We start from the raw sequence: 14556 nt of genomic DNA, 5'->3' as shown, positions 1-14556 counted from the left end.
AAGTAATAAATTTCAGACATTAAAAAGCCCCATGGTTAGGGGCTAGTCGTATATAAGATCTAAGCTTATATACTGTAAGAGGCTCATCTCAAACTAATTGTATTAGAACATAATTTTCTAAAATTGGCGATGTATAAATGCTTAAGCCAAGAGTTCTTTTTCAATCACCGACCATAAATTTTGATGAGACTTCTTAAACATCAGCATATGACCAATCGTTTTATGTCCGTAGCTTTTTGGTTTTAGCTCAATCATTTGAGTATCGGCATTCGGGTACAGGCGTAATAAATCCTTTACGTTGGCTTCCGTTGCAATTTCATCATCCGATGACCACAGTACCGTAATCGGGCAGCTAATTTGAGTGTGATAATCTTCAAACACGCTTTTGCCAATCGCATTGATCACATAACCCGGTTTACGACAAAATTGTGCCCATTGTTTGGTGACATCTTTAGGTAGATTTTCTCCCATTCCAATTGCTTGAGTTGGAGCATAACCTTTGGTGATGCGAGCCAATGGAAAAAGGACATTAAACATGACAGAAGCCAGCAATTTGGTGCGGCCCTTTAAGCCTTTAACATGCCCGGTTGAACCTGAAACCGCAACAACTTTGGCTACTTTTTCATGATTAGGCACAATACCCAAAAGCTGACCGCCAGCACTGTGACCAACTAAAATGACCTGATCGGCTTGAGTTTTATATAACAAGGTTTCTATTGCAGCGGGAATATCCAGTTTACCCCAATCTATAATGCTGGCTTCAGATTGACTAAGCGGACCATGTAAAAAACGACCAATTCCGCGGAAATCGAAACTCAAAACCTCATAGCCTTGTGTGATTAACCATTCTGCAAAAGCATGATAAAAATTCTGGGTAATCCCGGTTGCTGGACAGATGAGGACGGGGTAATTCTTTTTTTGCGTAGCGCTGGCTGCATAAAAGCGGCCGCTAAGTGAATATCCATCTTTACAGGTAATTGTTAATGATTCAAAAGTGTTCATATGGAGAATATGGAATAAGTATATATGGTAACTACTGTAGCCAAGTTCTAAAAAGAAACTTGTATAATTCATGACTTTAAAGTCAAAATAACGATCTAAAAATAAGGATATAAATGCATGGAAGCGGAAAATTTAACACAGGCTGTAGCTTGGGCCGTGTTGTTTAGTGGTGTTTTTCTTTGGGTGGGTATGCTGACCGGGGTATGGAAATATTATCAGATTCATCATTCAGCACAGGCGCGGGCCCATTATTATGTTGATATTGCGCATAGAAGTAGCTTGCTCTATGCACCAGCCAGCCTGATTATTGCAATTCTAGCTTATTTTCAGTTTGGAGTGATGGACTTAACTTTACTTTTGTATTGATCAATCTTTTCTTTTTTAGCTTTTCAATTTTAAGTTATGTGTTACATGGCTGGCTGAAAGATACGACCAATCAGTTTAAGCAACCTCATCAAATGGGACGTTGGCATTTGCCAAAATGGATACTAAGCAGTGCAATGATTTTTCTGATCATTGGAGAGTTGGTTGCTACAACAGGATTATTGCTTGGTACAATGATCGGCCTAGTGAAAGTTTTAACTTGATGATTGGTGATTTTGGTATAAGTTCTGGATGATTAATTATTATTAAGATGGGTGATAGTTCACCCATCTTTTATTCTGTAGAAGTATTTTGCTTCTGTTGACGGTATTTCTGATCGACCACAGCCCACACATAGAAAGCTACCGATACAATAAAAGCATACATAAAGAATTCAGGTTTTAAGTTGCCTTGAATTAAACCATGAATAATGAGTGTCACAATCAGAGCAACCGTAGTACTCAAATAAGTGACCATATTCTTATTTGCTTTTAGAGCGTTAATGAAGATTTCTTTATTGAAATGTAATGATAACATCTCCACTCCTCCGGTTATATATTGACCTAAACCTAATTGTTTTAGTCAGATTAGTTTCTATTGTTGTACTTGGTATTTCGATTCATTTCAATAGTTGATGTCACTATTTTGTCATAAAAATATGTTAGACATAAGTTTATAGCCTGATTTTATTCAACATATAAATGCTGGATATTTCTTCTGAATATGCAATTATCCTCCTCATTCATTCTTACTAGTTAAAAAGATGTCAAGATACTCAACAATAGTGAATATAAAAGAAGCAATATTGATGCCAGTCTAGAAGTGTATCAAGGTTTGGGACGGGATACGGCAGGATCAGTCTAATCGTGACTGATTGAATTTTATATGTTTAAGCAACCATGTTGGATTGATGAGGATGTAAACAATAAAACCCAGTTTGGGTAAAACATGATGTTTTATTGATCACGGTTAAAATCAGGTTTGGGTAAAACCAGATTTTAAGCACATCAACTCAGTTATTTTCTAACTTTATCGATGACGATAGCAATAATCAGCACAATAATAGATGGAATCAGCCATGCTAAATTTTGTGCATTTAACGGTAGATTTTGAATGAAACCAGGCAAGTAGGCTTCAAGTCCTGCAACTTTCAGGCCGTCAAAAATACCGAATAACAGGGCCACTGCAGTTACTGGTGCAACCACATAAGCAGGCCTGTTGAAAAATTTCCACAAGAAGCTCAGTAGAATCACTGCAATTGCTGGTGGATAAATGGCACTTAAAACAGGTACAGACACAGCAATCAGTTTGGTTAAACCGAGGTTTGAAATGATGAAAGCGAAACCAACCAGAACAAACACTAAAATTTTATAAGGAACTTTAGTCAGTTCAGAGAAGTATTCTGCACAAGCACAGGTTAAACCAATCGCTGTTACCATACAGGCCAGGAAAATCATGCCGGTCAAGAATACAGAACCAATATCACCAAAAGCATGCTGCACATAGGCATGCAGGATCACTGCACCATTTGCTGCATTTGGAGCGATTTCATGGCTGCCTAAACCGAGTTTAAACAGGCTTAAATAAACCAAGGTTAAACCTGCACCAGAAATCAGGCTGGCAATCACGGCATACTTGGTCACCAGTTTTTTATCTGTTACACCACGTGAATGAATTGCGTGAATAATAACAATACCAAATACCAATGCACCCAAAGTGTCCATAGTTAAGTAACCATTGACAAAACCTTCAGAAACTGGGGCAGTCGCATAGTTGTTAATTGCTGGTGAAATGAATCCAGCAGGAATGACAAATGCAGAGATACCTAATACTGCCAAAGAAATAATCTTTAAAGGTGCCAGGAAGTGGCCGACAGTATCGAGCAGTTTGTTGGGATATAAGGAAATAACAGTGACGACTGCAAAATAAATTGCACTATAAATCAGCAGACTGCTACTTGATGTACCAAAATAGGAAGAGAAACCGATTTCATAGGAAACTGTGGCTGTACGAGGTGTTGCAAATAGAGGACCAACAGCTAAGTAACATACAATGGTTAAAATCAGGCTGGCGATTTTACCCAGAGGTGAACTTAAATTCTGGATTGATCCTTCTACACGTGAAAGTGCCATAATGGTGATAACAGGCAGGCCAACTGCAGTAATAAGAAAACCTAAAGCAGCTAACCATACATGTTCACCCGCTTGTTGAGCGACAATTGGTGGAAAGATAATATTGCCCGCACCAATAAAAAGTGCAAAAGTCATAAAACCCAAGGCAATAATATCCCTTGTGCGGAGATTCGTCATAAAAAGGGAGAGGAATTAAACAAAAAAGCGATTTTAGAAGATATTAGTGCTTTTTTACAGTTCATTTTATGCAGCTTATAAGTTTTAGAGGTTCAGTAAGCTCTTAAACTGAACACCTGAAGAATTTAAATTTATTTATATATTTGATTAATTGGTAAAAAGCATAAAAGTATAGGCTGTCATGCTTTTTTAATTTTTTAAGCAGATTTTGATTTTTTTATAATGATCGTTTAAATGTATATAAATTAACCGCATGGTTGACTAAAAATGCTCAAAACTCCGCTGTTTATCTGCTCATATTAAACAAAATTAAAGTAAAAGGACTATAATCATAAGCCTTATTTCTGAGGATGATGCAATGAAAGCTTCCACTATTACCATTAAAACTGAGCAAGATTTAGAGAAACTCCGTATTTCTGGACGTTTGGCTGCTCAGGTTTTGGAAATGATAGGGAAGTATGTCAAGCCTGGAGTAAGTACAGAGTATCTGGATGATATCTGCAATGATTTCATTGTGAATACCTTAAAAGTCATTCCAGCCAATGTGGGTTATTATGGCTATACCAAAACCACCTGTATTTCTCCAAATGAAGTGGTTTGTCACGGTATCCCATCGCCAAACACCATTTTGCAGGATGGCGATATTATCAATATTGATGTTGCGATCATTAAAGATGGTTATTTTGGCGATACCAGCCGGATGTATTATGTCGGAAATGTAAAACCGGAAGCGAAAAAACTGGTTGAAACCACTTATGAAGCCATGGTGGCCGGCATCCATGCGGTGAAACCGGGCGCAACTTTAGGTGATATCGGTTTTGCTATTCAGTCTGTGGCTCATCGTGAGGGCTATAGCATTGTCCGTGAATACTGCGGTCATGGCATTGGTAAGGTCTATCATGAACAGCCGAATGTGCTGCATTATGGTCAGCCTGGTCAAGGTCTGATCCTTAAAAAAGGCATGGTTTTTACCATTGAGCCGATGGTCAATGCAGGCAAGGCGCGTGTTAAAGAGCTTAAGGATGGCTGGACTGTTGTTACAGCAGACCGCTCTTTGACAGCACAATGGGAACATATGGTTGCTGTAACGGATACCGGTTTTGAACTGTTATCTCCTTGGCCAGAAGGTACTGGCTCATATCCTGTGATTTAAGCGAAGAGTTAAATGAAATATACAACTTTATACTTTAGTATAGAATTGTATATTTTGTGTTCATATAAAGTTTTAATATCTATGATATTAAGATGTAAATTTATGATTTATTAGATAAAAATGTTTTTGCTATACTTTTTTGATATCTTTTATCTATTAGATATTTACATTTTTTCTTTGTAATATACAACTATAGATTCTAGCTGTAGTTTCTTATTTTCCTTATTTAAAGTTTATAAGCTTATCCACCTCGGATAAGCTTTTTTTTATCTAAATTTGTGTATTACTCAAGTAAATTTTATGTTTTTGTAACAATAAGATTTACGGTTTTTTGTAATGTATTCATTAGCAACTCAAAAGGCCTCTGTCGATGGGTTGAAGATAGCCCTGTGATTGCTTTTTTTACTCAGATCCATAAAAGCTTAATGCTTACTGAGCTGTTCCACCAAATAGTCGATAAAGACACGGACCGCAGGTAATAGGCCACGGCGTGAAGGATAAACTGCGTGGAAAATCCCATGTGGTGCTTTCCAGTCCGGCAATACACGTACCAATTCACCATTCTGAACATGATCCTGCACAATGCTGTCGGGCAATAACACAATTCCGCAATTTTGTCGTGCCAGTTGTGCCAGCATCATCAGGTCAGATCCCATCACTATAGGATTGACCTTGATTTTTTTCTGCCGGTTTTTATCATCATGCACAATAATGTATTGGTCTAAATGTTCATCTGACATACTGAGAATTTGATGATTGCTTAAATCCTCAGGCTGTTTTAAGTCGCCAAATTCATTTAGATAGGCTTGGCTAGCAAACAGGTGCTGCTCGATATTTTCAAATTTGCGTAAAACCAGATTCGGGTCATCATCCAGATTGGAACGTACCCGAAGTGCCACATCAATGCCTTCATTGATGATATCGACACGGCGGTTACTGACAATGAGCTGCACTTTAATTTCCGGATAGGTTTTCAGGAATTTTGGCAAAATCTTGGCAATTTCATTTTGCGCAATTGAAACAGGCAAACTGACCTTGATTACACCACGCGGCTGAATGCTGAGATGATCGACCAGATCATGAGCCGCTTGTGCCGCATTCATCATGACCTGGGCATGGCGGTAAATATTCATGCCAATATCAGTTACGGCAAAATGGCGGGAACTGCGCTGAATCAGTCGCACCCCTAAGTGTTCTTCCAGATTATAAACGCGGCGGCTTAATTTTGATTTTGGAATATCGGTTGCGCGTTCTGCTGCACTAAAGCCCCCATGTTCGACCACTAAGGCAAAGCAATAAAAATCATCAAGATCAGACAGCATTTAAGAATTCCATTTATGCAACAATAAGCTGATTAAAAGTTTATTGTTGCATTATGTCAATATCTGTTTTGTGGTTTTGTTATTCAATAGAAAGGCTTATCGTGATTGTCGCAATATTTTTTTCAGGTATTGCATGCCTTGAGTAGCGGTCATCACAATTTTCTGGAATTGTGGGGGCAGGTGCTGCTGATCAGCTTTGGGGTCAATATAGTAAGCGCTACAGGCAGGTGAGATTTCATGAATTAACCCTGCCACTGGATAAACCTGTAAACTGGTACCAATCACAATAAAAATATCCGCATTCTGTACGCAGTCTTGTGCATCGGCATAGGCAGGTACGGCCTCACCAAACCAGACCACATGTGGACGTAGCGGATAGCCATCCTTGCAGAAGTGTTTGTTCAGATCCAGTTCAGTACCTTCGACTGGATAGAATTCAGTGCTGTATTGACAGTTTGGCCCTGAAGTTTTAGCCAGGCGAATATTGCCATGTAGATGAATGACCTTGCTACTTCCAGCACGTTCATGCAGATCATCAATGTTTTGGGTAATGACGTGTACATCAAAAACATCTTCAAGTTCGGCAATGAGCTGATGTGCTGCATTGGGCTTGGCAGCCAGAATATTTTTACGCCGTTCGTTATAGAAACGTTGGACCAGTTCTGGATCACGTTTCCATGCTTCAGGTGTTGCAACGTCTTCAATTCGATATTGTTCCCATAAGCCATCACTGTCCCGAAATGTGTTGATACCACTTTCGGCACTCATACCTGCTCCCGAAAAGACCACCAGTTTTTTCATCTCGGCTCCTGATTTCATTCAGCTGTTTAAGGTTTATGAGTCACATTGTCTTGCAGGAATTCACTAATTTCTCGTGCAAACTTTAGCGGTTCAGTAAGCAACGGAGTATGTCCAGATTTTTCAAAATGCACTTGTTTGGCATGAGCAATACTCTGCGCAATCAGGGTTTGGCCTTCCACCGGATAAAGCTTGGATTGTGTCCCACTGAGAAAAGTCACTGGACATTGCAATTTTTGCAGGGCTTCGCGGTAATCTTCCTGATGGTACAGATAGTTGTTGATATACCAGGCCATATAGTCGACCCGCTTGGAGGGCAGTAATAAACTTTGCAACCGCGACTGGTTTAAGACCCATTCAAAGGCTTTTAAACTGTATTTACTGCTGTTCTGCAGGCCAATAAACTGTAGCCAGAGCTTGGCAATCTGTCCGCGGGCTTGGCTATTCATGTCTTTTATATATTGAATGTGTTGATGCTGAGCCAGCAACTGCGATAGTTCTGTCAGAATAGAAATAAATAACGGATGCTGTTGACCAAATAAACCATAATCCCAGCTATCATCTACCGAAATTTTAGGGGTCTGGTCAATATGTAAATAGGCTGTGATCTGTTCGGCAAAGTTGCCATAGTACATGCCATGCATCGCTGTAGTTGCACCCATGGAATAGGCAATCACGGCGAAATCGTTTAACTGGAGCTGTTCAATCAAGCTTTCAATATCACGCCAGTGACTGGAAATGGCATCCATTTCGGGAATGGCACACTCTTGCGAACCACCAAAGCCGCGCCAGTCCGGAATAATAAAGCGATGCGTTTTAGCATGCCGATAAAGAAACGGAAGCCATTGCCAGCTCAGCATGCCCAAACCGGAAAGAACTAAAACCGGTTGGCCTTGTCCATAATCACGGACAAACAGTTGTTCATTATCTGGCATAAGGTAATGTGGCATGGTTGTTTCCTTGCTTATTAGACTTCTTTCATAACTCTAACTGCTGACATCCTCTTTATTTTTCTCCCTGAGCTGAATTGAAATGTATTTCTAGTCTGCGCAAGAGAAATAAAAGGTATTTATGCAAGAAGTCCATTATTGCTGATTAAACGCTTTTAATTGTGGAATCACCGCTTCCAGCCAATGAATCCAACCTAATTCTAAATCAATCCCCAGTTGCAGAATCATTTTATGAATAAACTGGGTGCGGTCCTGATCGTTCCCATGAGCAAAATCTTTGGCAAAAATAGTTTGGTAAATTTTTAAATTTTGTTGATGCAATACCAGATGTCTTTCCAGTTCCGGCAACACGTTATTACCACCGAGTTGAGCTTCGGCACGCAAACGGACCATTAAGTCATCACGCAATTGGGCAGGCGGGCTTTGCTTGACCATCCAGTCGGCCAGTTCGGCACGCCCCAGAGCTTCAACCTGATAAGTCTTTTTACGTGTATTGGAGCCGTGATCTTCAACTGTGGATATCCAGTTCTTTTGTTGCATAGCACTGAGTTCACGGTAAATCTGCTGATGGGTTGCATTCCAGAAAAATCCCATGGAGCGGTCAAAGCGACGAGCCAAATCAATACCGGTACTGGGTTTTTCAATCAGGCTGGTCAATAAAACATGGGCTAAGGACATAAACGGCTCAGTCAATAAATCTTTACAAGTTCATTATGCAACATGTTGCATAAAAATAAAATCTGGAATATCTTTTAATGCAACAAGTTGCATTAAAAGATATTCGCCAGCTGAGAAAGCACGCCAAGGAGATTGTATGTCTAATTACCCGCATTTATTAGCGCCTTTAGATTTAGGCTTTACTACACTTAAAAACCGGGTTTTGATGGGGTCCATGCATGTAGGGCTGGAAGAAGTTCCACATGGTTATGAGCGTATGGCGGCATTTTATGCAGAACGTGCACAAGGTGGTGTAGGGCTGATTGTGACGGGCGGGATTGCACCGAATGATGCAGGTCTGACCTTTGCAGGTGGAGCGAAATTAGACTCTAAAGAAGAAGCGGAAAAACATAAAGTCATTACCCAGGCGGTGCATGATGCCGGGGGTAAAATTGCCATGCAGATTTTACATACCGGGCGTTATTCCTATCAGGCTGATTTGGTTGCGCCATCTGCCATTCAGGCACCGATCAACCCGACTAAACCGCATGCCTTAACCAGCGCAGAAGTACAACAAACTATTGCTGACTTTGCCCACTGTGCAAAACTGGCGCAATACGCAGGTTATGACGGCGTAGAAATTATGGGTTCAGAAGGCTATCTGATTAATGAATTTATTGCTGCACGCACTAACCATCGGGATGATGAATGGGGGGGCAGTTATGAAAACCGGATCCGTTTCCCGATTGAAATCGTCAAGCGTACCCGCGAAGCGGTAGGGGAAAACTTTATCATTATTTACCGCTTATCCATGTTGGATCTGGTTGATGGCGGTTCTACCTTTGCAGAAGTGGTGCAACTGGCCAAAGAAATTGAAAAAGCCGGTGCCACGATTATTAATACCGGGATTGGCTGGCATGAAGCGCGCATTCCGACCATTGCTACCAAAGTACCACGTGCAGCATTTACTTGGGTCACTCAAAAGCTGAAAGGTTTGGTCAAAGTTCCTCTTATTACGTCTAATCGTATCAATACTCCGGAAATGGCGGAACATGTGTTGGCTTCAGGTCATGCTGACATGATTTCCATGGCACGTCCGATGCTTGCCGATGCCTTCTTTGTACAAAAAGCAGAGCAAGGACGTAGTGATGAAATCAATACCTGTATTGGTTGTAACCAGGCCTGTCTGGATCATATTTTCTCCATGAAAATTGCATCTTGTCTGGTCAATCCGCGTGCCTGTTATGAAACGGAGCTGATTTTTAAGGAAACGACTCAGACTAAAAATATTGCCGTGATTGGCGCAGGACCGGCAGGTTTAAGTTTCGCCACCTATGCGGCCGAACGAGGACATCAGGTCACCATTTTCGAAGCAGCCGATCAAATTGGCGGTCAGTTCAATATTGCCAAGACCATTCCAGGCAAAGAAGAATTTTATGAAACCTTGCGTTACTTCAAACGTAAAATTGAATTACACCCTAATATTAAACTGCTTTTAAATCATCCTGCGACCTATGAAGCATTAAGCCAGTCCGACTTTGACGAGATTGTGGTAGCGACAGGTGTCACTCCGCGTCATTTAGAGATTGAAGGGATTAATCATCCTAAAGTATTGAGCTATATCGAAGTATTAAAAGAACGTAAGCCAGTCGGTCAACGTGTCGCGATTATTGGGGCTGGCGGTATCGGCTTTGATACCGCAGAATATTTAACCCATGAAGGCGATAGCGCCAGCCTGAATCCTGAAAAATTCTATAATGAATGGGGTATTGATACGCGTTATGAAAATGTTGGTGGATTGAAGCATGCACAAGTAGAACAGTCCAATCGTGAAATTTACTTATTACAACGCAAGGCAAGTTCAGTGGGTGCGGGCCTGGGTAAAACCACCGGCTGGATTCACCGTACTGGCTTGAAACACCGTGCAGTGAAAATGCTGGCAGGAGTCAGCTATGAAAAGATTGATGATCAGGGCTTGCATATTGTAGTGAATGGTCAGCCGACCATTTTAGAAGTCGATAATATCGTGATTTGTGCCGGTCAGGAACCTTTCACCGCGATGTTCGATCAACTGAAAGCGGATGGTAAAAATGTGCATTTGATTGGTGGAGCCAAAGAAGCGGGTGAACTGGATGCCAAGCGTGCCATCCGTCAAGGTGCTGACTTAGCGGCTGTGATTTAATTTCTTTCAATGAAGTCCCCCTTTGTAAAAGGGGGATTCTTATTAATGAATGCTAAAAATTAATCCTTCCCAATCTTCCTTTCTTGCGCTTCGTTTTAAGGCAATGCTTTAAAACTTGCTCAGGGAGGAGTTTTTTTAAATACCAAAACAAAAAAGGAAGCTAAAATGACCATCGAGACCACAAAACAGGCAATTGTGCGCTGGCATGAAATGCTGCAAACAGGCGACATGTCTATTCTGAATGAATTACTGGCTGAAGATGTAGTGTTTCGTTCACCGGTAGCATATAACCCTTATCCGGGCAAACAGGTGGTCTTTTTTATTCTGAGTAATGTGATCCAGATCTTTGAAAACTTTAGCTACCACCGCGAATTCTATACTGAAGATGGAATGAATGTGGTGCTGGAGTTTTCCGCCAATGTGGGTGAAAAAAAACTTAAAGGCATCGACATGATTCAGTTTAATGAACAAGGTCAAATTATTGATTTTGAAGTAATGCTGCGTCCGAAGAGTGGTCTGGAAGCATTGGCGGTACAGATGGGGCAGCGTATGGCTGCTTTTATGCCTAAAGCATAAAGCGTATAGTAAAGGTATGAACTGTTAATGGAATGACATGTACTAAGTATTTTGCGTTACATCATTTTTGAGGTAAACCGAATATGAAGTTTGTGGTCAATAAAATCGGTCAGTTGGTGCAAGAGATTGTCGATCAGGTTACAGGTGCGGAATTACCTACCCTGTACTATGATCCACAAGGTGAAGCAGGACAGATGCTTGAAGTCTTGCCCCAACTCAAACAGAAATACCGTCCAACGCCGTGGTTGTCAAATACACATCTGCATTTGATCTATTTTGACTTAATCAAAAAAAAAGCGGTGCAACTTAAATATGATGCGATCGAACAGCTGAAAATGTCCGATGGTGGGATCACGGCTATTGCCTGGTATGGGCTTCATGTTCCCGCAGATGCCCCAACTATTGTGTTGATGCCTACCTTGATGGGTACACCGGAAAGTATGGCCGAGCTGGTTCGTGACTTGCATCGACATACCGGATGGCGTGTAGCCTTATGTTTGCGCCGTGGCCATGCCAATTTACCTCTGCCTGTTCCAAAAATTTCCATGTTTGGTTCGACTGATGATTTACGTGAACAGATTCAATATATTGAAAGCAAATTTCCAGATTCGAGCCTTTATGCGGTTGGTTCATCTGCGGGCACAGGACTATTGGTCCGCTATTTAGGAGAACAAGGCGAGCAAACACCGTTTAAGGCAGCATTTGCCTTGTGTCCCGGTTATGACACTGAACTGGGTTTTCAAAATGTACATCCTTTCTATAGTAAAGTGATGACAAAAAAGCTATTTGAATCCTTTATTCACCCTTATAGCGAAACTTGGCAACAAACCGCCTCCTTGCCCAAAGTGCTTGCTGCCAGGAATTTATTGGAGTTTCAATCTTATTATTTTGAACTGGCAGGCTATAGCAGCTTTGAAGACTATAATCAGGCCACCAATCCGATTCATGTATTTGAAAATGTCAAAATTCCGTTGATGATTTTAAATGCGGAAGATGATCCTGTGTGTCATATCCGGAATCTGGAGCCTTATAAGGAAACCCTTCAGAAGATGCCAAATATTGTGGTTGTGACCACTAAAAAGGGCAGCCACTGTATTTTTTATGAGGGCCTTAAACAGCCTGAATCTTGGGCAGCACGTTTGATTGCAGATTATTTGCGGGTATACCAGTAAAGTAATTTTCTGCATGTTTCTACATGTAAGGATCGATAGGGTAAAAAACCTGAAATCTTTTAATACAATTGTAATTTGTAACACTGATATATTAATGAGACTTAAATCAGTATTTCTGTTATAATAGCTTCAACAATAAAACTGACATGAAAATGTTCTCGTTCAAAATTGGTATACGAGAAATCTCCTCTCATTCGAGTGATCCCAAGTTAAGGTTGTTATTTTGAAATGCCAATGGTGGCTTTTCTATCGGTATTAAAAAATTGGTGTAAATGTTGAATAAAACTGAAAATTTAGTTGCAAAATCGGTAAATGGTCGTGAAATTGTTGTGTCGTTAATTCCTTTTAAAAAAATGCAAAATACCCGTGATGGGTTTAAATGGGTTGAAGTAGGCAAAAAAGTCTTGCTTGAATCCGGTATTGAAATTGATTTGAATCTTGATGGCCGCAGTTTCTATACGGGTGTAAATGAAATGTTCCGGCTTAATGCGCATGTAAATGCGGTGTAAGGGTTAGAGCAATACGAAAACCGTCTTTAAGGCGGTTTTTTAATGCCTGAAAATTTTACTTGAGCTTGCCTGTTGAACAAGTCAGGAAATATTTTCTTGATGGATCTCTAGACAGCAGTTAGTGAAGAAGAGAGCAAGTCTACAAGTTGTAAAAAAATTTAAATCTGAGTCCATGAAACCCCCTAAAAATAGGTAGTAAAAATTAACAGGAAAGTTCAATCATATATTATGAGCTGAATATTTAAATGTAAGTAAAAAGTTAAAGACTTAAGATTTAAGTTTTTGAAAAATAAATAAATATTAAAATAAAGGAAATGTTTTAAAAACAAGCGACATATTTTGCAATGAATTGTTGTATTTGTAATGAGAGAAAGTGTAGATTTTAAAATGTGATATTTATATGTTTAGTATTTTTTGATACATTTATGTCAATAATTGTTATTGTCTGACAAAAAATATCTGTGTATAAAGAAAGTTCCACGATAAGGAAGTGAGAGTGGGTTATGAAAACAATAGAACTCCTTGTAACTTCATCATCTGCACTGATGCTGATGTTTGTGATTTATGCATTTGGGCAAATGTTTAATTAATCAGAAAAAGATATTTCATAAAAAGCACCCGAGGGTGCTTTTTTCGTGAGTAGGATTTTAAATGAAAATTTTCATTTCTTTATATTCTGTCCCATGCATCTTTTACAGCATGTTTCGCTTGTTGCCACTTTAAGCGAGAGTTCGCCTTAAACTGTTCCCATTTGCTTTCAAGATTATTTTCCGAGTCTTCAAAACGGGCATTTTCGCCATATTCAGAGCGTGTATTTCTTCCAAATTCGTAAGCAGAGGATAAATCCTTGTCATAATCAATATCGGGAATATCACGCTGTAAATCTTGATAATAAGGTCGACTGGAATAATTTTCACGCCAATACCGATCAGACTCATTATTTGACGTACGGTTTTGATTTTCTAAAGTGGGATCAGTCATTTTGTGTAGCTCCTAATTTTCGGAATCAATAGCCAAGCAATGAAATACAATTTCACATTCTAAAATGTGAAATTTAATGTTCAATCAACGCATTATTGCTGTTGATTATTTTGGTCATTCTGATTTTGTCGAAAATCTTGCTGTTGACCAGTTTGCTGACGTTGCTGATCATTTTGCTGCTGTTGTTGCGGGTTACCTTGTTGCTGACCAGTTTGCTGTTGCTGTTGATTAGGTTGTTGTTGCTGACCAGACTGTTGACGTTGCTGGTCATTTTGTTGCTGCTGTTGAGGCATATTGCCTTGCTGCTGACCCGGCTGTTGATGTTGCTGATCATTTTGTTGCTGTTGTTGAGGCATATTGCCTTGCTGTTGGCCAGGCTGTTGACGTTGTTGGTCGTTCTGTTGCTGCTGTTGGCGTTGTTGATCATTTTGTTGTTGGGGTTGATTTTGATTAGTCATCTCTACACCTCATATATAATATATATTTTTAATAAAATCTGTTTAACCAGATACAATTATTATTAGCATGAATATTTCATTAAAAAATAAAATGGATGTTACATAATGTTTTAAATGTAATTAT

General features: G+C 39.8%; 14 protein-coding genes and 1 pseudogene. 6 read left to right on the top strand and 9 right to left on the bottom strand.

Annotated elements, in window-relative coordinates; all coding sequences use genetic code 11:
• Positions 1-141: 141 nt before the first annotated feature.
• Positions 142-1002: an alpha/beta fold hydrolase gene (locus tag JFY49_RS08740; protein WP_200222604.1), complete on the bottom strand. Its 861-nt coding sequence runs from the start codon at positions 1000-1002 to the stop codon at positions 142-144.
• A gap of 117 nt (positions 1003-1119) precedes the next feature.
• On the opposite strand from JFY49_RS08740, the pseudogene JFY49_RS08735 reads away from it, so the two are divergent.
• A pseudogene (locus JFY49_RS08735) lies at positions 1120-1589 on the top strand (hypothetical protein).
• A gap of 70 nt (positions 1590-1659) precedes the next feature.
• Here the strand turns inward: JFY49_RS08735 and JFY49_RS08730 are convergent.
• Both JFY49_RS08730 and brnQ read right to left on the bottom strand, forming a co-directional pair.
• A complete protein-coding gene (locus tag JFY49_RS08730) occupies positions 1660-1902 on the bottom strand; it encodes a hypothetical protein (RefSeq protein ID WP_086197385.1) in 243 nt (80 codons plus the stop codon).
• A gap of 479 nt (positions 1903-2381) precedes the next feature.
• Positions 2382-3674 (bottom strand): branched-chain amino acid transport system II carrier protein, encoded by a 1293-nt coding sequence (brnQ, locus tag JFY49_RS08725; RefSeq protein WP_200222603.1) that lies wholly within the window; start codon positions 3672-3674, stop codon positions 2382-2384.
• A 358-nt stretch (positions 3675-4032) separates the two neighbouring features.
• Between brnQ and map the strand changes: the two genes are divergently transcribed.
• Entirely contained in the window at positions 4033-4827 is a 795-nt protein-coding gene (gene map / locus JFY49_RS08720; RefSeq protein ID WP_086197383.1) for a type I methionyl aminopeptidase, read from the top strand.
• 422 nt (positions 4828-5249) lie between these two features.
• On the opposite strand, the gene JFY49_RS08715 is transcribed toward map, so the two are convergent.
• From JFY49_RS08715 to JFY49_RS08700, 4 genes are all read right to left on the bottom strand, one after another.
• Positions 5250-6149 (bottom strand): LysR substrate-binding domain-containing protein, encoded by a 900-nt coding sequence (locus tag JFY49_RS08715; protein WP_200222602.1) that lies wholly within the window; start codon positions 6147-6149, stop codon positions 5250-5252.
• Between the two features lie 96 nt (positions 6150-6245).
• Positions 6246-6950 (bottom strand): SIR2 family NAD-dependent protein deacylase, encoded by a 705-nt coding sequence (locus tag JFY49_RS08710; protein ID WP_200222601.1) that lies wholly within the window; start codon positions 6948-6950, stop codon positions 6246-6248.
• A 26-nt stretch (positions 6951-6976) separates the two neighbouring features.
• Complete coding sequence (locus JFY49_RS08705; RefSeq protein ID WP_200222600.1) at positions 6977-7897, bottom strand: alpha/beta fold hydrolase; 921 nt, start codon at positions 7895-7897, stop codon at positions 6977-6979.
• A 135-nt stretch (positions 7898-8032) separates the two neighbouring features.
• Positions 8033-8575, bottom strand: a complete 543-nt coding sequence (locus tag JFY49_RS08700; protein ID WP_200222599.1) for a PadR family transcriptional regulator — start codon at positions 8573-8575, stop codon at positions 8033-8035.
• 136 nt (positions 8576-8711) lie between these two features.
• On the opposite strand from JFY49_RS08700, the gene JFY49_RS08695 reads away from it, so the two are divergent.
• From JFY49_RS08695 to JFY49_RS08680, 4 genes are all read left to right on the top strand, one after another.
• Positions 8712-10736 carry an NADPH-dependent 2,4-dienoyl-CoA reductase gene (locus tag JFY49_RS08695; protein WP_200222598.1) on the top strand — a complete coding sequence of 675 codons (2025 nt, stop codon included), beginning with the start codon at positions 8712-8714 and terminating at the stop codon, positions 10734-10736.
• A gap of 165 nt (positions 10737-10901) precedes the next feature.
• On the top strand, positions 10902-11312 hold the full coding sequence (locus JFY49_RS08690) for a nuclear transport factor 2 family protein (protein WP_200222597.1): 411 nt from the start codon (positions 10902-10904) through the stop codon (positions 11310-11312).
• Positions 11313-11395: 83 nt separating this feature from the next.
• The gene (locus tag JFY49_RS08685) at positions 11396-12484 is read left to right on the top strand and encodes a YheT family hydrolase (RefSeq protein WP_200222596.1); all 1089 of its coding nucleotides are present in this window, start codon (positions 11396-11398) and stop codon (positions 12482-12484) included.
• A gap of 275 nt (positions 12485-12759) precedes the next feature.
• Positions 12760-12993, top strand: a complete 234-nt coding sequence (locus tag JFY49_RS08680; protein WP_086197447.1) for a hypothetical protein — start codon at positions 12760-12762, stop codon at positions 12991-12993.
• Positions 12994-13662: 669 nt separating this feature from the next.
• Here the strand turns inward: JFY49_RS08680 and JFY49_RS08675 are convergent.
• Together JFY49_RS08675 and JFY49_RS08670 are read right to left on the bottom strand one after the other, a co-directional pair.
• Positions 13663-13974 (bottom strand): hypothetical protein, encoded by a 312-nt coding sequence (locus JFY49_RS08675; RefSeq protein WP_200222595.1) that lies wholly within the window; start codon positions 13972-13974, stop codon positions 13663-13665.
• Positions 13975-14066: 92 nt separating this feature from the next.
• Positions 14067-14432: a hypothetical protein gene (locus tag JFY49_RS08670; protein ID WP_200222594.1), complete on the bottom strand. Its 366-nt coding sequence runs from the start codon at positions 14430-14432 to the stop codon at positions 14067-14069.
• Positions 14433-14556: the final 124 nt, after the last annotated feature.

Source organism: Acinetobacter sp. CS-2 (genome assembly GCF_016599715.1).
In the GTDB taxonomy this organism is placed as follows: domain Bacteria; phylum Pseudomonadota; class Gammaproteobacteria; order Pseudomonadales; family Moraxellaceae; genus Acinetobacter.
This window is presented reverse-complemented; position numbering and strand designations above follow the sequence as displayed.